The sequence below is a fragment of the Proteus terrae genome (genome assembly GCF_003144325.1).
GTDB lineage: Bacteria > Pseudomonadota > Gammaproteobacteria > Enterobacterales > Enterobacteriaceae > Proteus > Proteus terrae.
Genome location: NZ_PENS01000004.1, coordinates 237,855 through 262,860, shown reverse-complemented (window position 1 = coordinate 262,860; position 25,006 = coordinate 237,855). Strand labels below are relative to the sequence as shown.

Annotated in this window: 26 protein-coding genes and 1 pseudogene; 17 read left to right on the top strand and 10 right to left on the bottom strand. The window is 38.3% G+C overall.

Going from position 1 to position 25,006, the window contains the following annotated elements:
• Window positions 1–12: 12 nt before the first annotated feature.
• Genes DK857_RS04590 through DK857_RS04580 form a run of 3 tightly spaced genes read right to left on the bottom strand, consistent with a single transcriptional unit; the run spans window position 13 to window position 5,593 of the window.
• Window positions 13–972, bottom strand: coding sequence for an SEL1-like repeat protein (locus tag DK857_RS04590; protein WP_109401665.1), 960 nt, complete (start codon window positions 970–972; stop codon window positions 13–15).
• Window positions 973–975: 3 nt separating this feature from the next.
• Window positions 976–2,895 carry a phospholipase D-like domain-containing protein gene (locus DK857_RS04585; RefSeq protein ID WP_109401664.1) on the bottom strand — a complete coding sequence of 640 codons (1,920 nt, stop codon included), beginning with the start codon at window positions 2,893–2,895 and terminating at the stop codon, window positions 976–978.
• A gap of 1 nt (window position 2,896) precedes the next feature.
• Window positions 2,897–5,593 (bottom strand): type VI secretion system Vgr family protein, encoded by a 2,697-nt coding sequence (locus DK857_RS04580; protein WP_109401663.1) that lies wholly within the window; start codon window positions 5,591–5,593, stop codon window positions 2,897–2,899.
• Window positions 5,594–5,963: 370 nt separating this feature from the next.
• Between DK857_RS04580 and DK857_RS04575 the strand changes: the two genes are divergently transcribed.
• Window positions 5,964–6,215, top strand: coding sequence for a hypothetical protein (locus DK857_RS04575; RefSeq protein WP_109395222.1), 252 nt, complete (start codon window positions 5,964–5,966; stop codon window positions 6,213–6,215).
• A 195-nt stretch (window positions 6,216–6,410) separates the two neighbouring features.
• Here DK857_RS04575 and DK857_RS04570 read toward each other — a convergent pair whose 3' ends face one another.
• The 3 genes from DK857_RS04570 to DK857_RS19470 all read right to left on the bottom strand — a co-directional run bounded on the left by DK857_RS04570 (window position 6,411) and on the right by DK857_RS19470 (window position 7,695).
• Complete coding sequence (locus DK857_RS04570; protein ID WP_109401662.1) at window positions 6,411–6,620, bottom strand: helix-turn-helix transcriptional regulator; 210 nt, start codon at window positions 6,618–6,620, stop codon at window positions 6,411–6,413.
• Between the two features lie 105 nt (window positions 6,621–6,725).
• Window positions 6,726–7,325 carry an inovirus Gp2 family protein gene (locus tag DK857_RS04565; RefSeq protein ID WP_109401661.1) on the bottom strand — a complete coding sequence of 200 codons (600 nt, stop codon included), beginning with the start codon at window positions 7,323–7,325 and terminating at the stop codon, window positions 6,726–6,728.
• Window positions 7,326–7,563: 238 nt separating this feature from the next.
• Window positions 7,564–7,695 carry a hypothetical protein gene (locus DK857_RS19470; protein WP_264371806.1) on the bottom strand — a complete coding sequence of 44 codons (132 nt, stop codon included), beginning with the start codon at window positions 7,693–7,695 and terminating at the stop codon, window positions 7,564–7,566.
• Between the two features lie 110 nt (window positions 7,696–7,805).
• Between DK857_RS19470 and DK857_RS04560 the strand changes: the two genes are divergently transcribed.
• On the top strand, window positions 7,806–8,126 hold the full coding sequence (locus DK857_RS04560) for a hypothetical protein (RefSeq protein WP_109401660.1): 321 nt from the start codon (window positions 7,806–7,808) through the stop codon (window positions 8,124–8,126).
• Between the two features lie 166 nt (window positions 8,127–8,292).
• On the opposite strand, the gene DK857_RS04555 is transcribed toward DK857_RS04560, so the two are convergent.
• Both DK857_RS04555 and yajD read right to left on the bottom strand, forming a co-directional pair.
• Complete coding sequence (locus DK857_RS04555; RefSeq protein ID WP_109395225.1) at window positions 8,293–8,655, bottom strand: YibL family ribosome-associated protein; 363 nt, start codon at window positions 8,653–8,655, stop codon at window positions 8,293–8,295.
• Window positions 8,656–8,760: 105 nt separating this feature from the next.
• On the bottom strand, window positions 8,761–9,108 hold the full coding sequence (gene yajD / locus DK857_RS04550; protein WP_006534437.1) for an HNH nuclease YajD: 348 nt from the start codon (window positions 9,106–9,108) through the stop codon (window positions 8,761–8,763).
• Between the two features lie 185 nt (window positions 9,109–9,293).
• Between yajD and DK857_RS04545 the strand changes: the two genes are divergently transcribed.
• Both DK857_RS04545 and DK857_RS04540 read left to right on the top strand, forming a co-directional pair.
• Window positions 9,294–9,827 (top strand): DUF2058 domain-containing protein, encoded by a 534-nt coding sequence (locus tag DK857_RS04545; RefSeq protein ID WP_109395226.1) that lies wholly within the window; start codon window positions 9,294–9,296, stop codon window positions 9,825–9,827.
• A gap of 107 nt (window positions 9,828–9,934) precedes the next feature.
• Window positions 9,935–10,411, top strand: a complete 477-nt coding sequence (locus DK857_RS04540) for a cold-shock protein (protein WP_161710725.1) — start codon at window positions 9,935–9,937, stop codon at window positions 10,409–10,411.
• A gap of 10 nt (window positions 10,412–10,421) precedes the next feature.
• Here DK857_RS04540 and DK857_RS04535 read toward each other — a convergent pair whose 3' ends face one another.
• On the bottom strand, window positions 10,422–11,129 hold the full coding sequence (locus tag DK857_RS04535) for an RluA family pseudouridine synthase (RefSeq protein ID WP_109401659.1): 708 nt from the start codon (window positions 11,127–11,129) through the stop codon (window positions 10,422–10,424).
• 121 nt (window positions 11,130–11,250) lie between these two features.
• On the opposite strand from DK857_RS04535, the gene DK857_RS04530 reads away from it, so the two are divergent.
• The 7 genes from DK857_RS04530 (at window position 11,251) to DK857_RS04500 (ending at window position 18,230) form a co-directional block, all read left to right on the top strand.
• Window positions 11,251–11,496, top strand: a complete 246-nt coding sequence (locus DK857_RS04530; RefSeq protein ID WP_098944033.1) for a DUF2543 family protein — start codon at window positions 11,251–11,253, stop codon at window positions 11,494–11,496.
• Between the two features lie 197 nt (window positions 11,497–11,693).
• The gene (locus DK857_RS04525; protein WP_098941581.1) at window positions 11,694–12,434 is read left to right on the top strand and encodes a MurR/RpiR family transcriptional regulator; all 741 of its coding nucleotides are present in this window, start codon (window positions 11,694–11,696) and stop codon (window positions 12,432–12,434) included.
• A 334-nt stretch (window positions 12,435–12,768) separates the two neighbouring features.
• Complete coding sequence (locus tag DK857_RS04520; protein ID WP_109395229.1) at window positions 12,769–14,325, top strand: PTS transporter subunit EIIC; 1,557 nt, start codon at window positions 12,769–12,771, stop codon at window positions 14,323–14,325.
• 11 nt (window positions 14,326–14,336) lie between these two features.
• A complete protein-coding gene (locus DK857_RS04515; protein WP_109395230.1) occupies window positions 14,337–15,707 on the top strand; it encodes a class-II fumarase/aspartase family protein in 1,371 nt (456 codons plus the stop codon).
• Between the two features lie 262 nt (window positions 15,708–15,969).
• Window positions 15,970–16,806 (top strand): 5-dehydro-4-deoxy-D-glucuronate isomerase, encoded by an 837-nt coding sequence (gene kduI, locus DK857_RS04510; protein ID WP_109395231.1) that lies wholly within the window; start codon window positions 15,970–15,972, stop codon window positions 16,804–16,806.
• Window positions 16,807–16,889: 83 nt separating this feature from the next.
• Window positions 16,890–17,651 (top strand): 2-dehydro-3-deoxy-D-gluconate 5-dehydrogenase KduD, encoded by a 762-nt coding sequence (kduD, locus tag DK857_RS04505; RefSeq protein WP_109401658.1) that lies wholly within the window; start codon window positions 16,890–16,892, stop codon window positions 17,649–17,651.
• 66 nt (window positions 17,652–17,717) lie between these two features.
• Window positions 17,718–18,230, top strand: coding sequence for a YgjV family protein (locus DK857_RS04500; protein WP_109395233.1), 513 nt, complete (start codon window positions 17,718–17,720; stop codon window positions 18,228–18,230).
• 74 nt (window positions 18,231–18,304) lie between these two features.
• Here DK857_RS04500 and kdgR read toward each other — a convergent pair whose 3' ends face one another.
• A complete protein-coding gene (gene kdgR, locus DK857_RS04495) occupies window positions 18,305–19,126 on the bottom strand; it encodes a DNA-binding transcriptional regulator KdgR (protein WP_109395234.1) in 822 nt (273 codons plus the stop codon).
• A 423-nt stretch (window positions 19,127–19,549) separates the two neighbouring features.
• On the opposite strand from kdgR, the pseudogene kdgK reads away from it, so the two are divergent.
• From kdgK to DK857_RS04470, 6 genes and pseudogenes are all read left to right on the top strand, one after another.
• A pseudogene (gene kdgK / locus DK857_RS19330) lies at window positions 19,550–20,464 on the top strand (2-dehydro-3-deoxygluconokinase); the annotation flags it as partial.
• Complete coding sequence (locus DK857_RS19325; protein ID WP_227003119.1) at window positions 20,459–21,130, top strand: bifunctional 4-hydroxy-2-oxoglutarate aldolase/2-dehydro-3-deoxy-phosphogluconate aldolase; 672 nt, start codon at window positions 20,459–20,461, stop codon at window positions 21,128–21,130. The pseudogene kdgK and the gene DK857_RS19325, both read left to right, overlap by 6 nt.
• Window positions 21,131–21,164: 34 nt before the next feature.
• Entirely contained in the window at window positions 21,165–21,638 is a 474-nt protein-coding gene (locus DK857_RS04485; RefSeq protein WP_109395235.1) for a YhcH/YjgK/YiaL family protein, read from the top strand.
• Between the two features lie 340 nt (window positions 21,639–21,978).
• Window positions 21,979–22,989: a TRAP transporter substrate-binding protein gene (locus DK857_RS04480; protein ID WP_109401656.1), complete on the top strand. Its 1,011-nt coding sequence runs from the start codon at window positions 21,979–21,981 to the stop codon at window positions 22,987–22,989.
• Between the two features lie 52 nt (window positions 22,990–23,041).
• Window positions 23,042–23,602, top strand: a complete 561-nt coding sequence (locus DK857_RS04475; protein WP_109401655.1) for a TRAP transporter small permease — start codon at window positions 23,042–23,044, stop codon at window positions 23,600–23,602.
• Between the two features lie 2 nt (window positions 23,603–23,604).
• Complete coding sequence (locus tag DK857_RS04470; RefSeq protein WP_109395238.1) at window positions 23,605–24,912, top strand: TRAP transporter large permease; 1,308 nt, start codon at window positions 23,605–23,607, stop codon at window positions 24,910–24,912.
• Window positions 24,913–25,006 lie beyond the last annotated feature (94 nt).

Genomic DNA, 25,006 nt, shown 5'->3' with positions numbered 1-25,006 from the left:
CTCAAATCCTTTTTATTGGTTTACCTGTTTTTTATACTCAAAGGTGCCATCCCATTCGGGGAGTTCAGCAGGAGGAAGAGGGACAATTTTATCAATATCGGGAAAGCGTGCCTCGGGGTTATTTCTTATTTCTAATTTGATAGATTCATAACGGAGAGAACGTTCAGGATCTGGTTTTACAGGTAAATAATAGTAGGAGTTTTCTTTTACATTAGGCTTAAATGCGCCTTCAAATGTTGACGCAGCAGATCTATATCCATTTTTTGTAGATAGCTGATAGTATTTTAATGTTCCACTAGTATCTTCTTCAACATTCCATAAATAATTTGCTAGACGATATGCAGCCTCTCCATTACCTTGATTTGCAGAACAATCCAGCATTTTTTTTCCAATATCAGGTCGATAAGTAGGATTATCATTATCCCCAATTCGTTGTGAGATAAAAATATCCCCAATCACATATTGCGCTTCAGGATTTCCTAAATCAGCGGCTTGGCGAAAATAAGCTAGCGCGCGGGTTCTATCTCTATCAACACCATAGCCGGTATCTAAATAGTGCCCCATTTGGTAATAACCATAGCTAATATTGAGTGTGGCCATTTTGCGGGCAATATCCCACGCTTCTTGCGCGGGACCTTTTCCTGCAAGGGGTGCTACTTTACCATAGCTAATTAAGTTACCCAGGTTTAACATGGCTTTAGGGTGATTACGGTCAGCCGCTTTACGATAGAGTTCACCAATTTGGGCATAGTCGCGTTGGTATTGATTGACCTTTTCAAGCTTACGGGCTTGTTTAAACCAATGGTCAGCTTCAGGGTCAACAGGCGGTAACGTGTCTTTTTCATAGACACAAGTAAAGGTTAAATCGGGTTCTGTCTTTTGAGTCACCGTGATATCCTTTTTTTCAATGGGCTTACAACCCGCAAGTAAAATAAAACTTAGCAATAATGCCGTCATTATTTTGTTTTTCATGATTTAATCCGAATTTTTTAGATTAATGGTTTTATCTTCAAAAGGGATAAGTGAACTTATGGGTGTTTTTTTATCTTTTTTTAATCCTTTGTTTTTATTAGCGATATCAGCCCATTCATCAAATTCCGTCTCTGAATCATCAGAAATATTTCCTATTCCTTTATGCAACCCCCATAACCTTTTTCTTAACGGTTTAACAATGGGAAAGTCGTCGGTATCTTGCAATACCACAGCAATTTCACTATCAAATGCCATACTGCGTAGATTAATATTCGCAGAGCCTTGAATTAAAAGCGTATCGTCAACTAAGGTTAATTTGCTGTGCACATATACGGGTTGCCATTTATCTGAATCAGGCGATACCAATGTACAAATCATGGTTTCTAGACCTTCAATTTTTTCAGGTTTAATATCATCAGGACTTTTTATATTCTCATCGGGAATATAGGTTCCCCAAAAACCTGATTTTATTTTATAGTTATAGTCGAAAACGTGTTCTTTCATTAAATCTCGACGGCCTAATTGATCTAACATCTTAAAAGTTTGATAACCGCCGACTTCATTAGACTCACCTACACTCGGTTTTTCCGTTGAATTCGTGACCACAAAAAGATAAAACGGGGGAGGATTAAGACCTTGTAACTTGCTATCGGTGGTTGCGGCTTCGGCAAAACGCTTATTACGTTCACTGACCATATCTCGCAAATTTTGTGCAATAGATGACAAGCGAAAATATTGGTTCTCAAAATAGATATAATGACGAGCATGTTTCACACCATGGTCGTAAGCTTTTAAAATATCGTATTCGTTATATTCAGGTTGAGTACGGCAAATTTTACCACTGGTCTTTATTAGGGGTTGTTTTAAAAAAGAATAACGGTTAGCGATAGCATTAATTTGTGCATCACTAGGCGTATAATCACAACGTGAGCAGTTTTTTCTTTGGGAAAGCTGTTTTAAGTCTTCTTTATTTGCTGATCCTGCTTTTTCCCATGCCGTCACAAAGTTATCATTTAAATCATATAATAACTCGCCATACACACAATTCGAGGTATCTTGCCATGCAGTAGGGCCATCACGTCCTTGATTAGGAGCACAACGTTCAATGCTATGAGCATCTTGATCCCAATATTGAGAATGCATATTGTGTCCCATTACAAAACCAATGGCATCGAGACTCTCTTCATAATCAATTAATACCATTTTTTGATGATGGGTTGAGCCACCAGCAAGTGCTGCCCATCGAATACTTAACTCTGATTCTTCACTCGAAAACGGATGGTTTGTTTGTTTAGTGACGTCGGCTAATCGTGAGCCAGGGATACTCATAGAAAGGGCGCGTACTCGTACAGATAGGTTGGGAATTTCTTGTCGTAAGACTTTCCTTGTCCAAGCAATATCAAATTGGTACTGTTTCTCTGATTGATAACCTAGCTTTTCACCGAATACATTATAGTCATTAGTATTAAAATGCGTATATTCAGGTAGCTGAAGTGGCTGCCCCCAACCCGGAAAGCTTTTTTCTGCTAATTTTCCCACATGGTCAAACCAAACTAACACCCGAACTTGAATACCTTTATTGGCTTTTTGCACTAATAATTCACCAATATTGGGGTAACGTCCTGTCGATACTGGACCACTCTCTCTTTCAAACCACATAGAAGGCTGAAACCCCCAAGTAATAATATCGATGCTTTTTTTCGCTTTTCGTATTGCTTCAGCAACGGCTGCAAAGGTCTCTTCGCCGTTAACCAGTGGAGAATAAGCGAATAGGCTCATGGGGTACTTTGTTCGTTCAGGTATCCAACTTGGCGTTGCTATTGTCTGCATACACTGAGAAACGGGGATTTCAATCATCGGCGGTGTCGCTGATTGAGGGAGTTTAACTCCTATCGGAAATTGATCCCATGGATTGCCAGCCATATTACTTATCCCCCTTGTCGGTTGCTAAAAATTGAGCCAGATTTTCACTCCACTGATTGCCTATTCTCGATACTTCTCTATCTTGACTTGGGGCGCTAGTTCTAAAACCTTGATTGACCGGTAAATTCTCGCTCTCCTCATTCTCTTCATTTTCACTTGTTGGGATGGTGATGTCATAGCGATCGCCACTCAATAAACACAATTGATAACTTTCGGTTGAGATATCGTGATTAATTTGGATATTTCCCTCTGCATCACTTACCCCTTTATGGATAAGCGCGCCATTGGTATAAAGCTCATAAGGCTCAAATGCTCTCGCTTTCATGGGGCTTTGGGGAGAGGCACTTAATTGAAAGCGTAGCGTTTGTTTAGGTAAGGACTGAGGAAAATGGGGATGTGTGATATCCATAGATTCAGGGCCATTGACCACCCAATTAGTGGCTTTTACCGTTTGATTTCCTGGGCTACCGTACTCAATTTGTCCCCCTTTTAAGCGAATAAACGCCCCGCCACAGGTGAGTAATAGCTCATCTTTGGCGGCTACCACGGTTTTCCCTCCCGTACTGGTGACGGTTAAATCTTTTAGCGATGTTAAATGCATTTCATCACTTTGTGCTTGCAGTTCGACCTTTCCTTTTGCCGCAAAAGCTTTAATACCACTGCTTTGAGCAAATAGACTGATGGCCTTGCCCGCGGCTAAGGTGATTTTTTTGCCCACTGAAATATCCGCTTGGTGTTGTGCTGTTAGCACAATGTTTTCACCGCTATTGACATGAACCGTTTTAGGCGATGTGAATGCCATCCCCGCAGGTGCACTTAACAGCATGGCATTTTGTTGTAATTCACTGATTGATTGCGTTAATAAATGCTGTTGGGCTTTGACATTGGCTAATTCTGCTTTTGCTACCTCGGCGGCTTCACGCAGAGAATCGACTAAATGAAGTGCATCTTCTAACTGTTGTTTGGCTTCACGAATATCCAGTTGTTCAGAAGACGCTTTGGTGCGTAAATCGGTACTAATAAACAGCCCTTTACCCGCTCTGATAGCACCCCAACTGTCGGTGCGTAATTCAAAGCCGTCACCGCGCTTTTCACGCCCTTGGTTAACCAAATGCCCTAAATTGAGTTGCGTTTTTCCGCCATACTCAGTACTCAGCTTGATATGTTCTTCACCCCGTTTGTCTTCCATTCGCAATTTATTATTTGCAGGAGTACGAATCACATTACGGGTATTATTTTTATCGGTGATGGGATCAGGGTGGCGAGAATCATGCAATGCATGGGCAATATAAGGGCGGTCAGGGTCGCCTTCATGAAAGGCAATGGCGACTTCGGTGCCTTGAATTAGCGGAAAATGCATACCGTAGGTGTCGCCCGCATAAGGTTTGGCAAGCCGCACGGGCATACTTTCATACCCCATGGGTTTATCGTCACGGTCGGCATCAAATTTCACCCAATAAAAACCCGCATCATTTTGATGAGCATAAATATCGTTATCTTTCGCGCTAGTAATACGTGCGGTTAACGTTCCTGTGACGACAGGACGTGGCTTTAATGCCGGTCGCCAACACAGGGTTTCACTGTAAGGAACAGCGTTAAATCGTACTTGCAGTGCTTTTTCTCGTCCGCCACTAAAGCGTAAACGAGTGATTAAAATCGGTGATTGAAATACGGTAGGTAATGAGGAAGTTAAACTGTTATCCGTAATGGTGAACACTTGTAATGGTGATAAGAAATCCGCATTACTCTCGCCTTTTAAGCGCGTTTGATGAGTAAGGAAACGCTCATGATCAAGACGTGCCCAAAAATTGGCGCTTTCCACCTCGGGATTGATTTTATCACCGCGGGTCAAATGACGTGCTTGATAGTGATAGACCTCGCCATAATGAATATCATCGGCATCACCCCGCGTCATATCCGTGACGGCTGAAATCAAGGTATCTTGTGCTTGGCGGTGGTTGTAATCTTTAGTTAAAACACTTTGTTCGACCACTTGGTGATGTAATGATAATCCCCACACACTTTCTTGATGATTATCATTCATGCCTGATGGGCTATTTAACGGCAGGGTTTTATCAAAGGCATACGCACTTTGGCGGTCGGCAAAACGGATCACTTCGGTTTGAGCGTCATCTTGCAGATAAAAGGAGTAGAAAATCCCCACTTCACTTAGTAAACGCTCAATAAATTGACGGTCGCTTTCGTTATATTGGTTGATTTGCGCCCGTTTGGGGTAATCTTGCTTAAGGATAAATTCAAATTCCCAATCTTTAAAATTATGCTCACGTAAGATTTGACTTACCACATCAGGCACCGATTGATTGAGGAAAAATCGATGGCTACGAATTTGATGACGCAATAAAGCAAACATTGGCTCAATCACCAATTGATAGCGCGCTTCATCAGCAGAGCCAGATAGACGACGAAATTGAGTCACAACACCATGAACTTGTTTAGTGACAGGAGGTTGGGAGACTAAATCACCCAAGCTATTCAGTGGTGGCGTAAAAGCGAGTGTGGCGCTACGGCGAAGTAACTGTTGCGGTTGTAAATCTTGAGCATCACAAGTGAAGGTAATTTGGTAATAGTAGGTATCACTGATAGCTTCATGCCCTGTGAAGTGCTCGACATCTAATAATGCCTCACAGCCTTGTACCGTGAGATGATAACGATCCTGAGATTGTATAAAAACATCCATGCTTATTTCCTTTCAGATGCAGGGTGGCAACTGAAAATAAAGCAGACCATTCCGTTATCCACCGCATTTATTTCACATATTTACTTTAAGCTAGCAAGTTGTTTCAGATAAGCGCAAGCTAAATAGTAAATAAATTTAATCTATATGCCGTAAATAAGACTTATCTGTACAAAGTGAGTGGTCGATGTGATTGGGTGAAGAAATCCATAGGAGACGTTATTCTTTGTTTGCCACAAGGCGATAATGAGCACTCGAGTAGGTTTATTTACTGTTATGTCTATAAATCCTTATGCAGTAACTTAGGATGAATTGGAGGTGGTAAAGACTTCAGAGGGCTCTTCACCTTTTGAGGGGGTGTAATGAATATATTATGTGCGAGCTTTTAGCAGAGAAAGGGCGTTATAGCGTGGTAAAAACTCAGCTACCTAGAGATTGTGGATCAGGTGGAATTTGGGCTGTTAACGTTAAGAAGAAACAAGCCGTCTTTATGCCTAATATGATTCACTGTGATTTTGATATAGAAAAAAATGCGGTAATTATTTATCCGCAGCAAGGGTATGCCAATATTTATCAAGGTAGCACGAATGCAACACCTAGTATTAGTGAAGTCGAGTTACCTTAATTAAATAATGATCTTATGATTCCTGTAACCCACCCGCTATATTTAGGCTGGTGGGTTACGGATTATAGATAAATGTATTAATAATAGATACGACAGATACAGTTATTCCTCATGAATTAACATGATAAGAGTGATTGAAATGGAATAATTTAATTAATGGATAAGGAGAAGATAATAAATAAAAATAAGAAGTGATTATTTTCTTGATTTAGAAATTTGTTCTTTTAGCCAAGTTTCTACTTCGTGTTTGTACCAACGAGAACTTCGTCCTAGTTTAATGGGTTTAGGAAACTGACCGTCTTTAATGAGTTTATAAAACCATTTATCGGTGAATTTAGTAAATCGAGTAATGAATTTCATATCGATTAATTCACCGTCTAATAAAGAAGTGGGTTGTGTACTCATGATAATGCTCCTGTCTTTTATGAGAATAAAAAAGCAGAAGTCGTCTCTTAATTAAGGGAAGAGTATGACTTCTATATCATTACCCTTCTGTGTAAAAAAAGACTATTAGAGGCTATAACCAATCGAACGATAAGCATCGTTATAGTCTTTTGTATGATGTTTAGCTAAGTATTTAACTCGTATTAAAATGGAGCTTAAGTCTTGTTTAAAAGAAGGTGAGTTTCTATCTAAATAATATTTACCTTGCTCTGTAAAATGTACTAAAGAAGCATTGGCAGGGTAATTAATATTAAGTGCGCTACACCAAGCAGATTGTATAATGGAAGATAAGCCATTATCACTTTCATTATATCGACCTAATGTGTAATAGATGTCTTTATTCAATAATAAAAGAAGATGGTAATGTTTTTGTTTATTCCTTTCACTGTATTCTCTTACCCAAACATAATGTAATGGATTATTGAGACGCCTACCCCAAGCTTTCTCTTTTCTTCTCGTGTCACTGATTAGTTTTGCTTTGAGTGATTCGATAAAGCGTGTCATTATTTTATTATTAGGTGGAATATCAATAGAGGAATAAGGGAAACGTAGATCAACACGAATAGCAATAATACGTGATAATGAATTCAACGCATCATTAATCACATTGTGAATGATTGTTAGGTAAGACGAATTGTAACTCTCGTCAGGGTAGTTAATAAACATGATATTTATCCTTGATAATGGGTTTGTTCATATCAATGGATATAATGTTTATTTTTTACTTTGTAATTTATTGTTAATGGTTTAATTGAACAGCTATTGGTGAGTTAATATGAATGCTTAATATATATTACTGCGAGAGTGCTTAGTGATGACTTACTCATCTTTATCACTGAGAGAGATATCAGTAAAGTAGTCATATAAGTAAAGTGGATATGTAACAAAGATAATCATGTAACAATCATAGGTATATTACTATACCAACAAAAAGGAGTTTACCCTCAGCTTTTGTTGAGAAAAAAATGCTTTCTATACCCTCTTTTTTTGCGTTTCCTTTCCCCGTTTTTACTCTGATATTAGCTTTAATCATCATCTATTTTTCCTTTTGTTTTCGAGATAAAGTGATAACTTGTACATTTTAAATATGATAACTATTGTGTTTTTATAGATAACATCTATTTTTAATATGATAAGGTTTGTGTGATGATTTTAAAGGAAATGAGAGAAGACTTTTACTTTGTGTTACCTGACAAAAAAGATACTTATATTGAAGTTAAGGCTGACAAGGCGTTGATAGAAAAAATAGAAAGATTAATGCAGGATTACTGTTTCTTTATTGAGGTAGTGGATCAAGGTAAGGTAGTTTTTGGATCAATATTAAATTATTTATATGAGTATTATTTCAATAATTATAACTATGATGTTCCCAGAAAAATTTTAAACTTTTTACATGAACAAATCTATAAAAAGGCATTACTCTATAGAAAGATAGATAGTTCGATTAGAGGGAAAATGTCAGTTTAATCGTAATACTCTACATTACAACTTCTCAATGATTGCTAGGTATTACAATACCCAGAGGGTAGTAAGAAAACTACGGATAACTGACGGTTCATAACAACAAAAAGTATATTAAGAACCTTTCAGTATTAGTCGTTCATGACAGGTTTTAGTTGAGGTTATTTTCTCACTAGAAATCAGTCTTAGAAAAACCGGTCATCCCCTCTAGCTCCATTTCGCGCCCTAATGCTGTCATTGGATGGACAATTATCAATCCTCGTACGGCTTTCTTCAGCTTGCCAATATCAGCTTGTTCTTTCTTAGTGATGAGGCGTTTGAATGGCATACCCTCTAATTTCTGTGCTTCTTTACTGAGTTTATTGTTACGTACTGCTTTCAGACGAGCGATTTCAGTTTCCAGTTCTACTTTTTCTTTCTCAAACTCTGCATATTTTTCCGCTTCGTCTGATAACGAAAGGCTTGCCATCTTGTGACGAATAAAGTCTAAACGGTCGCTGAGGAGTTTGATTTTTGCTTTTTCGTTTTCTTTCATTATTAATTAACCATGAACAAATTTATGGTTGGCAAGTATACACTATTCTGTGTAAGAGCGTGAAAAGGGAGCTGGTTGGTTGCACCAAAGCAGACAATATCTTCACTATTTTTTCTTATTAAGCATCGACTTTAAATCAGCAAAAGGATTATAGGTTGCTGCACCGACATCATCTTGTGCATCTTCACCGGCAACAACCGTTGTGCCGTATTGGTCTGCTTCTGTGTATTTAGAGTGTTCATGATCATGGCAAAATAGACACAATAACTCCCAGTTACTGCCATCCTCTGGGTTATTGGTATGGTCGTGATCAATATGATGAACGGTGAGTTCACGTAAGTTCGAGTAGACAAATTCACGCGCACAACGTCCACATACCCATGGGTAGATTTTCAGTGCTTTTTCACGGTAGCCACTTTCTAACCGTGCATAGTTTTTTGGGATCAGAGCCATTGTTAGTATTACCTGTTATAAAAGAAAGTTTGATAATAGTTTTTCCAATATACTCTGAATGTGCGGATAGGTTCAAATTTCACAACTCCAATTTCTCTCAATAAACCACTAATCTTACAATCTGATGCACTCTTGGAAATTACAGGTATAATTTCAAAAATTATTGAGCAGATTTAGGCATAAAAATGGCAAAACTTACCTTACAAGAGCAAATGTTAAAAGCAGGGCTTGTGACCAGTAAAAAAATGGCAAAAGTCCAAAGAACAGCAAAAAAATCACGCATTCAGGCACGAGAAGCAAGAGAAGCCGTAGAAGAAAATAAAAAAGCCCAACTTGAACGCGATAAACTGCTTAGTGAGCAACAAAAACAGGCCACTTTATCTAAAGAATATAAAGCACAAGTTAAGCAACTTATTGAGATGAATAGAATTACGCCAGCAAAAGGCGATATTGATTTTAACTTCACTGACAATAATGTGATTAAAAATATCGTGGTGGATAAGTTGACGCAATCTCAATTGATTAGTGGACGTCTCGCGATTGCTCGTCTGGATAATGCGGATAAAACGGAATACGCAATTATTCCAGCCAGTGTTGCGGATAAGATTACACAAAGAGATGTGGACTGTATCTTGTTAAATAACGCACTTAGCGAGACAGAACAAGATGAAGACGATCCTTATGCTGATTTTAAAATTCCAGATGATTTGATGTGGTAATAAGCAATGTAGCTTATTAGCTCAAAGGCATAGTCTGTATAAGCATTGTGCTTTATACTGCATCTGGAAATTTTTGTAGATAAACGATTAAGTAGGCGATAATGGCAATGAACGGAATAATCACGAAGTGGTTTGAAGATAAAGGTTTTGGATTTATTAAAGATGAAAACGGGGATAACCGTTATTTTCATGTGATTAAAGTTGCCAACCCTGCTTTGATAAAGACAGATGCCAATGTCACGTTTGAGCCAACCACAAATACCAAAGGTCTGTCGGCTTACGCGGTGAAAGTGATCCCAGACAGCAAATATGTTTATATTGCTGGTGAACGAATTAAACTGACATCCATTAAATCATTTCGAATTTTTAGTGAAGATGTGTCCGCAGATACGCATATCAATAAAGAAAACACCGTACTTTCTGTCGGTACTTTAATGAATAGCATCAGACCAAAATCAGCGGATGGCGCTAATAATATGCGTACGTTGAGAAAGCTTGCGATCACCACAATGCACGGAACAGAAATAGTTTTTACTGAAGATGAACTTGATATCGATGAAACAATAAAAGCGCTTAAACTGTAATTATCGATATTTAAAACGGGCTCTTGTTGTACGCTTTTATTGGTACTTGGCTAATGGGGTGAACAAAATGAAGTTCACTCGCATGAAGCATCAGTCGCAGAGTCCGTTCAGTTCCGTCCATTAAACCCCCATCGCACCCACCATATAAATCACAACCTAAAATAGGATGCCCTATAAATTGGCTGTGAATACGAAGTTGATGCGTCCTTCCTGTTTCAGGCACAAATTGTACCCGTGTTAAAGGCAACAACCTTCCATCTTCTAACGTATGATAAAAACGCTCAATAACGTGATAACGAGAGCGTGCAGGCTTGCCATTAATCGGACAAATTGACATGCGCGGGAACAGAGCCGGATCTTTTGCAATAGGTGCATCGATTATTCCTTCATTATCATTCAAATGTCCACATAGTAGTGCGTTGTATACCTTGGTTACACTGCGCTGGCTAAATTGCTGACACAAAAGGGCATTAACTGCTTTATTGCGTGCCACAACTATCAATCCAGATGTGCCAAAATCAAGCCGATGCACAAGAGTACATCCCGGAAATAGCTTCACTAATCGATAATGTACCGAGTCTATATTTTGTGGATTTTTTCCTGATAAGCTCAATAATCCTGTCGGTTTATTGATAAGGACTAAGTGCTCGTCTTGATAAAGGATCTCGATTTCATCATGGCAGGGTGGAGCAATAAAAGTATCGATAATCGTAGACATCAGCTTATCCGCAAAAAAGAAGGAAGTGGATGATAGCGAATTTTAAGTTAACAGGCGAATGTAGAGATATACTCTTAATAATTTGAATATAATGATTATAAACTAACCTTGGGGATAACCAATGAACAATGAAATCCATTTTAAATATTATGATATGGTCGAAGAGTATGCGATGGAGTCGATAGAGCCTGTTGCTGAAGCAGAAGAAGATGCGCTTGCCCTCTACTTCCAACTGCTACTCACCCGATTAATGAATAACGAAGAAATTAGTGAGAACGCGCAGCAAGAGATGGCAAAAGAAGCGGGTATTGATAAAAAGCGCATTGATGATATCGCCATGTTTCTTAATCGCTGGGGTAACGAATAACACGTATTGAGCTCATTAAAAAATGGGCTCAATATTATCCTATTTCACAAAATACCACTCTGATCCTACATAACTGTATGATTTAACGTATACTCGTTATGCACTTTATTTCACATAAACTCGCAAAAAGAACAGAACTGCTTTTTTGATGTGTGCTGTCTTCATAAGATGTTTTAGATTAATTTATTGGGTGAGATATGCTGGATTTTTTAAAAAATTATGACAATTTAACCATCAGCGAAAAGAAAGTATTAAAATATCTCACCGATAATATTGCGGATATTCCGTATTTAAATATTAATGATTTAGTTGCCAAAACATTTGTATCAAAAACGGTTATCATTAATTTATCGCAAAAATTAGGATTTAGTGGATTTAAAGAGCTTAAATTCCAAATTAATAATTATATCTTGACGAGAAATAAAGTCGAAAAAACTAATGCGGCGTCTTATAAAAAACAATTAGAAAAAAATATTCATAAAACATTCACCTTAATTAATGAAGAGCAAATTCAGGAGTGCGCGAAGACTTTACGTCATTCTAGAAATATTTTTATTGTCGCAAGAGGTACGAGCAAAGCGGTAGGGTATTACCTTGAACATCTATTGTTTGCATTAGGTCTACATTGCTTTTTTATTAATGATTACAACTTATCTGATTCGTTTACACGCCTTGTTAATGAAGACGATACGGTTATCTTTATCTCGCTTTCTGGTGGTACCAAGAAAATCATTGAGACAGCAAAAATTGTGCAGTTAAAAGATGCCAACATCATTAGCATGACAGCATTTAATACTAATGAATTAACCACTTATGCAACTCATGCTCTATTTTGTTTTGCTGATAATCATGATACTAAAAAAGATGATACCAAATCGCGTATTGGCTTTTTTATGCTGGTGGATTTACTGATTAATGAGCTGGAAAATCTACTTTAAAAAGAGATAACAGTGTCTATATGATTTATTAGATCCTCTTTCTAATGATTAAAGCGTGAAGAGTATTAATATATTCCGTTAGATTAATCATCACTTATTCTAAAATAGCCTTTCTTTTCAATCTTACTTCTAAGCTCTAAAATAAATATTATTTAATAGAATAAAAATTTTTATTCATTGTTTTTTATTAAATCGATTTTTAATAAAAAGACCTAAGTCATAAAGTATGACCTGAGATAATATTTAAAACCAGCGCGCCATTCATTTCCTATAATCCCTAAGATAGAGTACATCGGTAATTCTTTTATATTCGAGAAGTCATAAGGAAAAAAATATGGCCAGGAAAAAGTTCAGCGAATCTATTCAGCGCTTTGGTAGAACCCTACTTCTACCTATCGGCGTATTGGCACCTATTGGTATGATCTTAGGTATCAGTGGTGCTTTAGTTCAGTCTTATATGATTGCACGCTTTCCTTTTCTAGGAAATGAAACAGTCAATGCTCTATTAGTTAGTATCCGTACTATTGCCGGCGTGGTGTTTGATAATATTCCACTCTTATTTGCAATGGGTGTGGCATACGGTATGAGCCACAAAGATAAGGGGATAGCGGTCTTTGCCTCCGTTGTCGGCTATTTGACCTTGATAAGTACTATCAATATCTGGCTGGTATTGACAGGAAAGCTTGCTGATCCTGCGATTATGACGCAGGTGGGGCAAATCAAGGTACTTGGTATACAAACCATGAATATCAGTGCCGCAGGGGGGATTATCACGGGATTAATCGCTGCATGGGCAACGGATAAATTCTATAACCTTGAATTACCGACGGCATTTGCCTTCTTCTCTGGGAAAAAATCTGTCGCCATTATTATGGTCGGATTGATGATCTGCGTAGGTGCATTACTGCCATTTATTTGGGAAGTATTAGTGATGGGCTTAACTAAGCTCTCGGTAGTCTTCTTAAGTCCTGTCGGGCCTTTCTTTACTGCGGGCGGTGAACGCCTATTTATTCCATTCGGTTTACACCATGTCTGGAACGTTCTGTTTAGATTTACCGAAGCTGGTGGTTCTTATGTGATTGATGGACAAACCTATGTGGGCGTTGTTCCAGCAATGACAGAAGTGTTATTTAACCAAGGGCCAAGCAGTGAATATTGGGCAATGATGCCAAGCCTAACGCGTTTTATGGCTCAGCAACAAATGTTGGTTACGCTATTCCTGTTCCCAGCAATTGCATTAGCGATTTATAAAACCTCGAAAAAAGAGAACCGTGCTGAAGTTAAATCAATGCTGGTGACGATGGTTTTAACAGCAATGTTAGGTAACGTTACCGAACCGCTTGAATTTACCTTCGTCTTTATCGCACCGTTACTTTATTTAATTTACGCGATTATCGTGGGTATTGGTGCAGTTCTGCTCTCTTTTGCAGGTGTTGCGATCGGTTATATCCGAGGCACAGTCTTTGACTTCACCATCTTTGGTTTACTGTACGAACACACTAACTGGATCTTCTTAGTGCTTATTGGTAGTGCGCTTGCTGTTGTGACCTACTTTATTTTCTACTGGGCTATCGTCAAATTCGATATCAAAACACCGGGTAGAGAAGAATCAAGCAATATGAAAAATACGCTGATCAAAGAAAAACGTTATGGCGAAATCGCAGAGATCCTTATTAAAGCCTTAGGTGGTAAACAAAACATTCGTAATGTTGATAACTGTATTACACGATTACGTATCGACATTAATGAAGTTAATCAAATAGATAAAGAATTAATGTTGGAGTCTGGATGTACAGCATTCTTCTTTCCGGCAGCAAACCATGTCCATGTCGTTTATGGCCCTAAAGTCGAATTTGTTCGCAATGCTGTTGATGAAGCAATGAAGAAATAAAAGGATACATGATGAGAGCGTTATACGATTCTAAAAGCAAAACAATCGACGATCGCGGTATTAAAAATCTGCTGTCCAATGAAGCTAAATATTCAACTTGGTTGATGTTTGAAGCAATGTTAGCGCAAGCACAAGCTGAACACGGTTTTATTCCACAGTCTGCCGCTGATGAAATTAAAGAAAAGGCGATTATTGAGAATATCGATTTCGAAGAGATGAACCGCATTTATCAAAAAATCGGTCATGGCTTTGTACCTTTCTTAAAAGTGCTGGTGAATGCGTGCTCTGAAGAGAGCGGTAAATACGTGCACTACGGCATTACCACGCAAAACATACAGCAAAGTTCACAGCTGTATATGATGAAAACCGTACACAATAAGTTCATGTTATTGTTGAGCGAAATTATTGAAAACTTATCAAATCTCGCTGAAAAAACAAAACATATGGTAATGGCAGGTAGAACACACGGTCGTCATGCTATTCCTATCACTTACGGGTATAAAGTTTCAGTGTGGATCAGCGATTTTATTGATTGCTACCAGCGCATGAAAGAGAGTGAGAAACGTGTATTCACCATTATGATGGGTGGCGCAGTAGGTGCTTTTAACTCAATGCCTGAAGTTGGGATGAAAGTACAAAAACGTGTTGCTGAATTAGTGGGTATGCAGGCAATGGAAGTACCATCACGTAACCTAAGTACGCATAAATTAGAGTACATGATGAACTTAGCACTGATGGCAAATATCTGTCATAAAATTGGTGAAGAAGTTTATAGCACTACATTAGAAGAAATTGCTGAGGTTTCTGAAGGGTTTACAAAAGGCACTGTGGGTAGTAGCACGATGCCTCATAAAATTAATCCAAAATTAGCGAAAGGTATTATTGCTAACTCACAGAAACTGTACTCATTACCTAATGTGGGAATGTACTCTGCGGTAAGACCTTATGAAGGTGACAGCAGTTCTTATATGTTATTCGATGGCTTAATTGAAGAAGCATTAGAATTAACAACAGAAATTTTATTAAGAACAGAAGAGCTTTCAAGAACCATCGTTCCTCATGAAGAGAGAATGTTACATAACGTGATGAGAAATAAGGGATTAGATAATACCGAATACGTTATGATGAAAATGGCAGAAAAATTGGGTAAAGATAAAGCGCATTCACTGTTATATGAAGAAGCTATTAAAACGGCTGCAGACGGTGAAGATTTTTATACTAACCTGATGAAGAATGAAACCATTACGGCGGCCTTTAATGCTGATGAAATTAAGGCAATGCTTGATCCTCGTTCTTATATCGGTTTATCCGTTGAACTTGCTGAAAAAGAAGCAAAACGTGGGTTAGCAATTTCTCAAGAAATTAAAAAAAGTTATAAATAAATAGTAAAAACCATCAAGTATCTATAAAAAATCATTATCAGTTAAGTCAAGAGCCACTCATTTGAGTGGCTCTTTTTTTTATTTAAGCAGTAAAAAAATTTACCTTTTTCTATAAAAAGAACGATATCTTCAAAAAAATAAAACAATGTTTTATATTTTTATTGCTGGTTGTGTTTTTTATTGATATCGTGTCCCTATAAAAAGAGATGCATTTTCACACATTATCATTAATGCCTATCAAGGCTAGGAATTGAGGTTCATTATGCAAACTCGTCAAAGCATTCATAGCGACCATGCCAAACAACTAGATACAGAAGGCCTGCGCCGCGAGTTTCTGATAGAAGAAGTTTTTAGCCCTAATAAACTGACGATGACTTATAGTCATATCGACCGAATTGTATTTGGCGGAATTATGCCAGTAGACTCTACACTCACTTTTTCTAATGAGTTAGGTAAGTCTTTTGGTGTCACCTATTTTCTAGAGCGCCGTGAATTAGGCCTTATTAATATTGGTGGCGCAGGTATGATTACGGTTGATGGCACAAACTATGAAGTGGGTAAAGCAGAAGCGCTTTATGTAGGAAAAGGCGCTCGTGAAGTGAGTTTTAAGAGTGTTGATCCTGCACATCCTGCCAAATTCTATTATAACAGCGCACCTGCACACACCACTTACCCAACACGTAAAATCACACAAGATCAGGCTTCTCCTGAAACATTAGGGGATGCAAGCACCAGTAATCGTCGTACTATTTATAAGTATTTAGTTCCTAACGTATTACCAACCTGCCAATTAGTAATGGGTATGACTCAGCTAGAGGAAGGAAGCCTTTGGAATACCATGCCTTGTCATACACATGAACGCCGTATGGAAGTCTATTTCTATTTCAATATGAAAGAAGATGCTGCGGTATTCCATATGATGGGTAAACCAGATGAAACTCGCCATTTATTAGTTCATAACGAACAAGCCATTATTTCACCAAGTTGGTCTATTCACGCAGGTGTTGGAACACAAGCTTATACCTTTATTTGGGGTATGGTGGGTGAGAATCAGGTCTTTAGCGATATGGACCACGTTGCGGTTCGCGATCTGCGCTAATCAGATAAATGTATTACTCATAATAAAGTCGCCACCAATTATATGAATTGGTGGTACATATTTCCTATATTCGAGGTAATAGTATGATCCTGAATGCATTTGATCTGAAAGGTAAAGTCGCCATTGTGACTGGCTGTAATACAGGTTTAGGCCAAGGTATGGCATTAGGACTTGCTCAAGCGGGTTGCGATATTGTGGGGGTCAACCTTGTTGAACCGACAGAGACTATCGCCGAAGTAGAAGCGCTTGGTCGCCGTTTTTTAAGTTTGCAAGCTGATGTGAGTAAAACAAATGAGTTGCCAGGGCTGGTGGATAAAGCAGTCGCTCATTTCGGACATATTGATATTTTAGTCAACAATGCCGGTATCATTCGTCGAGAAGATGCGATTAATTTTACAGAAAAAGATTGGGATGATGTTATGGATCTCAATATTAAAAGCCTCTTTTTCATGTCTCAAGCAGTGGCTAGAAAATTTATCGCTCAAGGCACTGGCGGTAAAATTATTAATATCGCATCAATGCTTTCATTCCAAGGTGGCATACGTGTGCCGTCTTATACTGCATCTAAAAGTGGTGTTATGGGCGTAACCCGTTTATTAGCAAACGAATGGGCAAGTAAAGGCATTAACGTTAATGCCATCGCTCCGGGCTATATGGCAACAAATAACACTGCGGCTTTACGTGCTGATGAAGAGCGTAATGCGGCTATTTTAGAGCGTATTCCGGCTGAGCGTTGGGGTGTTCCAAGTGACATGATGGGGCCTGTTGTTTTCTTAGCATCTTCGGCTTCTGATTATGTTAATGGCTATACCATCGCAGTCGATGGTGGTTGGTTAGCGCGTTAATACGCTATTGTTGAAGAAGGCGCCCAAAGGCGCCTTTTTTCGTTGAGCTGGGAATAAGGGGGCTGCATGTTTTTTGATAACTATTGGTTTGCCCAAGGTATTGGTGTTCTGGGGTGTCTTATTGGTGCAACTGCCTTTATGCAACGACAAGATAGCAAATTGAGATTTCAGCTCACGCTCAATGGCCTTTTGATGTCGATTCATTTCTTTTTAATTGGTTCCACGGTAGGCGCCATTAACTGTTTGCTTTGTGCAATACGAAATTGGGTATCGGGTTATTCGCGTAATATTGGGATCATGTTGATCTTTATTACATTGGCATGGTTTTTAGTGATCCCGAAAATCATACATCCAATACAGATCTTAACGTTATTTGCGACAACATTAACAACCTATGCACTATTTCGCTTTAACGGCATTGTGCTTAGGTTGTGTATGTTAACCAGTACGCTATGTTGGTTAACGCATAATATTTGGGCGGGTTCAATTGGTGGAATAATACAAGAAAGTCTTTTCTTGGTGGTGAATAGTCGAACTATTTTTAATCTCTATAAGGCGAAATTACAGGGTTCGTTGTGACAAAGAGAAATAAAAAAATCCATTAATAATGTATTAATGGATTTTTAGTATAAATAAAGAGTTAGGTTTTATTTTTAAATATTCTCAGCCAAGACATTGGTGTCTGTGTAGCTAAAAGGGTAGTCGTGGAAACCTAATCCAGCAGAAATATTGGCTGCCGCTTCATGTAATTGCGCGATTAACGCAACTTTACTCTCTTCTTGGAAACGAATTAAAGGTAGAGATAAAGAGAGTCCCGCAATAATTCTGCCCATACGGCTATAAATAGGCACAGCAAAACAGCACAAGCCATGTTCCATTTCTTCTTTATCTTCTGCGTAACCTTGTTTGCGAACTTGTTCTAATTCAGCGAGTAAAGCATCGATATCTTTCAGTGTATATTTTGTAAAAGGTTCAAAAGTCACATTAGCCAAAATAGCGCGAATTTCCGTTTCTGGTAGCCAAGCCAGCATAATTTTACCTAGCCCAGTGCTATAAAGCGGACGGCGGCGACCAATGCGAGAATACATCTGTAAATTATATTCAGAGTCTATTTTATGCAGATAAACAATGCTGTCTTCGTCTAATGTACCGAGGTGAAGCGTTTCTTTGGTTAGTTTTCCAAGGCGATACATCTGCTCATCAGCAAGTTTAATCAAGTCTTGGTTTTCAAGTGCTTTTGCGCCTAACTCAAATAATTTTAAGTTAAGAGAATACTTATCTGTTTCACCTTCTTGGGAAACATATCCTAACGTTTTCATCGTTTGTAAAAAACGATAGACGGTGCTTTTAGACATCATGATCCGTAAGGATAACTCTGTCACACCAATCACTTTTTCCTCGCCAAGTGCTTGTAATATAGCGAATACTTTGAGTACAGAGGAAACTGAATCAGGAGTGTTTTCTATTTCAGACATTGTGAGTCCTAAAAAATGATTTATTGTTTCATTATATTTGAAATATCATAAAAATTATAGTGATTAGCGATGATGATTCAATAAGGTTAATGATTTTTCATCATGTAACGTGTTGCTAATCACAATATTTTTAAACAAAAAAATATCTAAATTTGATATTTTTTCTGTGTGTATCACTTTGAATTTAAAGTAGATAGAGATAAATAACCGCCATGGTTTTGTATATGCTATTGGGTATCTGAACACGCGATAGCATGATGAGTACTTTATGGCTTTTTATGGATCTTCTTTAAACTTACTTTCTTATGAATTTTGAAAATAATGACAATATCACAAAATTAATGAAATGTTGTTTTAAATCTTTTTAATTGAATCGATTTAAAATAAAATGACATCACTGCTAATGTGAAAATGGAAAGCGCTATGGCTATCAATGTGGCTGTTATTGGCGAATGTATGATTGAACTATCCGAAAATCAGGCGAATATTGTACGCCATTTTGGAGGAGATACTCTTAATACTGCTGTTTATTTGACTCGCGTAAACCCCAATTTATCTGTTCATTATGTAAGTGCGTTAGGTACAGACTCAATGAGTAGTGCCATGTTAGCGCAATGGCAAGAAGAAGGCGTACATACTGAATTAGTCCAGAGATTAGACAATAAATTACCCGGACTTTATCTCATAAATACAGATAGCCAAGGAGAGCGTACCTTCCATTATTGGCGTAACGATGCTGCCGCGCGATATTGGTTACGATCACCAAAAGCTCCAATGATTTTTCAACAACTGCTTGATTTTGATTATATCTACTTAAGTGGTATCAGCTTGGCGATTTTATCTCCTGAAGATAGAGAACTGCTTTTACAACAATTAGCGAAGTGTCGAGAAAAGGGTGTGAAGATCACCTTTGACAATAACTATCGACCAAGATTATGGGAAAGTCTCGATGCTGCGCAAAAAGCCTATCAAGCTATTTTGTCACTCACTGACTTGGCTTTTCTCACATTAGACGATGAATTCCTTCTTTGGGGGGATAGCGAAGATGCGCAATGTGTGTCCAGAACGATTGAATTTGGTGTTGGGGAAATCGTTATTAAAAAAGGCGCAGAACCTTGCCTAATTATACAGCAAGGACATTGTGATGAAGTTCCTGCTATAAAACTCGATAAGCAAAGTGTGATTGATACAACTGCAGCCGGTGATTCATTCAGTGCTGGTTATCTTGCTACGCGATTAGCAGGTGAGTCAGTTGTGAAGTCTGCGCGTTATGCACACTTACTTGCAAGTACGGTTATTCAACATCGTGGTGCGATTATCCCAATAGTCGCGATGCCACACTCCTCAATAAACACGCCACTTATTCATTCAACGAGACACACTATGTCAACATTACTTGAACAACTTTCGGCACTAAAAATTATTCCTGTTATCGCAATTAAAAATGCAGATGACATTGTTGCATTGGGTAAAGCATTAGTTGAAAACGGTATGCCTAGTGCGGAGATAACCTTTCGTACCCCTGCGGCTGCGGAGGCTATTCGCCAGTTAAGAAATGAATTTCCGAAAATGATCATTTGTGCAGGTACGGTATTAACGAAAGCACAGGTTGATCAGGCAATTGAAGCCGGCGCGGATTTTATTGTGAGTCCAGGATTTAACCCTCGTATTGTGCAGTATTGCCAGCAACGAGGCACTCCTATCATTCCGGGTATTAATACGCCAAGTTTAGTCGAAGAGGCAATGGAACTCGGCATCAATTTATTGAAGTTTTTCCCTGCGGAACTTTCTGGCGGTGTTGGCATGCTCAAAGCATTGAGTGCCGTTTATCCCGTTTCCTTTATGCCAACAGGTGGGGTTAATGCCAGCAATGTGAAAGATTATCTCGCATTACCTCGTGTTGTTGCTTGTGGTGGTACATGGATGGTGCCTTCAGATCTCGTCGATAATCAACAATGGGAAAAAATAGGCGCTCTTGCTAAGGAAGCAATGGCAGCTTTGTAATTGAATTTAAACACGGATTTAAGAGGGTAACCTGATGATCACTGGAAATTTAAAGCAACTTGATGCAACAATGCTGCCGCCCGCACTATTAAAATTACTCACTAAAAAAGAGTTATCGTTAAACGCTTTGCAAGAGAAGAGTGAAGGGACATATAACATTATTAATAATGATGTTTTTTATATTATTTCCACACCGACTACCGATCGTGAAGAAAACTTAAAAAGTGAGTTTCATGACCATTATCTTGATATTCAAGTTGTACTTAAGGGTCAAGAGATGATCTCTACCAGCACAACGATTACCTATCCTCATCAATATCAAGAAACAAAACCGGATTTGATTTTCTTAGATAACCCACCTATTACAACCCGTTTATTACTTGATACAGGGGATTTTGCCATTTTTTATCCTGGAGAAGTTCATCGACCTACTTGTCAGGTAAATGCTTCGCAAAAAATTAAAAAGGCGGTTTTTAAAATCAGCAAAACATGGCTGGCAACTCAGTAATAATAACTAAGAGTTTCATCCTATCATTCCCCATTCAAAATATGATTATCGGCTACTTTTTTGCTTAATAAGTAGTCGGTAATTCAGATTTAAAGCGATTCTATAGTTTATTTCAGAAGATATATTTCCTATTTTTTCACAGATAAATTATCTTTTTTTGATATTTTAATCCTTATTTATCAATAAGTTATTTTATTTTTGAAATTGCAAACATAAAATTGGTAATCTATTTTCAAAAAATAGGAACGCCATTTCATTTTCTTGAATTCGATCACTGAAATATCGTCAAATTCAAGTAGCATTAACACTATCAAAATACGCAAACCCATAAGGGGTTCACATGCATACAATGAATGTTTTGCCTAAGTTATCTCTTATCAGCACCGTTGTAGTCGCTAGCCTTTTTTTATCGGGATGTGGTGAAGATGACAAAACAGATAGTCCTGTTGTTTTGAAAACGGCTTTTAACCAATCTGAAAAAAATCCTCAATACAAAGCACTGGAAGATTTCAGTCAAAAATTAGAAGCTGCGACGGGGGGGAAATATAAACTCGAAATTCATCCGAATGAATTATTGGGTGACCAACGTGCCGCTCTTGAATTAGTTCAATCAGGAGCCATTCAATTGGCTGTGGTTGCAAATCCTCTTGTTGAAAACTACAACAAAAACTTCTCTGTTCTGGCGATGCCTTATATCTATAACGACTCAGAACACCAAAGAAAAGTTTTTACAGGTGATATGTTAGATGGCCTATTTAGCTCAACCAAAGGAAATGGTTTCGAGGTACTTACTGCCTATACCGCGGGTGCTCGTAGTATGTATGTGAAAGGAACACCTATTAAAACACCTGAAGACATGAAAGGAAGAAAGATCCGGGTTATGCAATCTGACACTATGGTGAAAATGCTGTCTTGCATGGGAGGAACAGGTGTTCCTATGGGACAGGGTGAAGTTTATTCCGCTATCCAACAAGGTGTTCTTGATGGTGCAGAGAATAACGAAATCACTTATGCTGACTTAAAACAGTATGAAGTTGCACCTCATTTCTCTTATACCCGCCACGTCATGGTTGCCGACTTACTTATCGTGAATGAAGCATTCTTAAGCAAGATGAGCCCTGAAGATCAGGCGACTTTCCGTAAGTTAGCGAAAGAAAGTACGGTTACTGAGTTTAATCTCTTTAACCAAGCGTTAGACACGGCTCGACAATCTGCTATTAGCCAAGGTGCAACATTTACTGAGGTTGATATCAAGCCATTCCAAGAGCGTTGTAAACCGCTGCAAGAATCGATGCTGACCACACCAGAACAGAAAGATATCTACAATAAGATCCGCGCATTAGCCAACTAATGCCGTTTGTTACAAGGGGCTAAATTTTTAGCCCCTATTATAAGGATCAACCATGGAACCTTCAGAGAAATTACCCTCTTCAAACGACTTTAATACGCCTGTTGCAAAAAAGGATTTTTATACTTTTTTAACAAGCATTAAGCTAAAAATAGATACCATCGTCGCTTATTTTTGTATTTTTCTTGTGGGTTTAATGACGATATTGGTGACTTACCAAGTTATCACCCGTTACCTATTTAACGATCCTAGTGCAGTCAGTGAAGTGCTTTCTCGCTACCTATTTATCTGGTTAATTTTAATTGGTAGTGCTTATGTGTTTGGATTACGTGAACATATCGCGATTACGTTTATGCGTGATCGTATGCCTCGTAAAGTCCGTATTTTCCTTGAAATTTTAGGTGAGTTCGCCACAACCGTTTTTGTGTTATTGGTGCTCACTATTGGTGGCTACATCGGTATGAGTCGCCAAATGGGACAACTTGATTCGGCACTGCAAATCCCTATCGGGGTTATCTATGCAGCTATACCTATAAGCGGTGTTCTCTCTATTTTTTATTGCTTATATAACCAATATGGATTGGTTAGACAATTTTCTTCAAAGCAAAAGGTGTAACCATGGATATTGCAATTGTTGTTGCCCTAGTCATGTTTATTGGTGCATTCCTTCTCTTATTTATTGGTACACCAATCAGCGTCAGTATTGGACTTTCTTCTTTCTTCGCCATGGCAATGATATTGCCTTTTGATGGTGCGATTTTAACCTCAGCTCAACGCGTGTTTGTAGGGTTAGACTCTTTCGCTCTGTTAGCAATCCCGTTCTTTATTCTGGCGGGTAACTTAATGAATAACGGCGGTATCGCTATTCGTTTAATTAACTGCGCTAAGTTAGTTAGTAATTTTTTACCGGGGCCTTTAGCGCAAACTAACGTTGTTGCAAATATGCTATTTGGTTCAATCAGTGGCTCTGGTGTTGCGTCTGCGGCGGCGATTGGTGGCATCATGTCTCCAATTCAAAAGAAAGAGAATTACGATCCCGCTTTTAGTGCTGCGGTTAATATTGCATCAGCACCAACTGGCATGTTAATTCCCCCAAGTAACACACTGATTGTTTATGCCACTATTGCAGGGAGTGTTTCGATTACAGCTCTGTTTATGGGGGGCTATATTCCCGGTATTTTATGGGGACTGGGTGTGATGTTAGTGGCAGGTTTTATTGCTAAACGTCGCGGTTATGTTGCTGAAAAGCGTACCATGAAAGGACAAGCCTTTAAGCTCGTGCTTGATGCGGTTCCTAGCTTAATGATGATAGTGGTTGTTATCGGTGGGATCTTAGGCGGAATTTTTACCGCAACAGAAGCTTCAGCCATTGCTGTTGTATACTCTTTAATCTTGGGTATGTGTTATAAAAATATCAAAATAAACCATTTGCCTGCTATTTTCTTAGCAACAGCAAAAATGACGGCAATTGTTATTTTGATGCTTGCAACATCATCCATTATGTCTTGGGTAATGGCATTTACTAAAATACCTGCCATTATCGCATCAGGTTTACTCTCTTTTACCGATAGCTTTTTAGTTATCTTACTGATTATGAACCTAGTTTTACTGTTGGTTGGTACTTTTATGGACCCAACGCCAGCGGTGTTAATCTTTACTCCAATTTTCCTACCGATTTGTGCTCAATTTGGTATGGACCCGGTGCAATTCGGTATCATGATGGTGTTTAACCTTTCATTAGGTACGATAACACCGCCAGTAGGTCCTATTTTATTTACCGGTTGTAAGATAGGTGAAATTAAGATTGAAGGTGTAATCAGACCGCTATTACCTTTTTTTGCAGTTATCGTTCTTGTACTGTTACTAGTGACATATATTCCTGCAATTTCTATGTTCTTACCTCAAGCTATGGGATTGGTTGGGTGATCTTGATAAACCAGCTAGGGAAAAAGTAATATAAAGTATCCAAAGAAAACAAGCAGAAAGAGAGGGCCATTTGACCCTCTCTTTCTATTTAATA